The organism is Rufibacter sp. JT20002, assembly GCF_056491185.1.
Map to the genome: position 1 here is coordinate 1 of NZ_JBSZJY010000017.1, position 211 is coordinate 211.

Below are 211 nucleotides of genomic sequence, written 5' to 3' on the forward strand. Positions count from 1 at the left end.
GCGAAGCTGGCCAGCCACAGCCCGCCGGGCAGCGCCAGGGGCAGGGCCGCGCGCCAGCCCCCTTGCCTAAGGGCGCGCAGGCCCGCGGCCGCCCCCACCCCGGCCAGCACGAACACGGCCGAGTAGGAGAACCACAGCAGCAGGGCCCCGCCCAGCCCCCAGGCCAGCAGCGGCCGAAGGCCCGCGCGCCCGTGCAGGCGCACGTAGAGCA

General features: G+C 78.7%; 1 protein-coding gene. It reads right to left on the reverse strand.

The features are described 5' to 3' along the window. Positions 1-211: hypothetical protein (locus tag ACW9SV_RS22510; RefSeq protein ID WP_479559036.1), on the reverse strand; the 211-nt coding region annotated here is incomplete at both ends.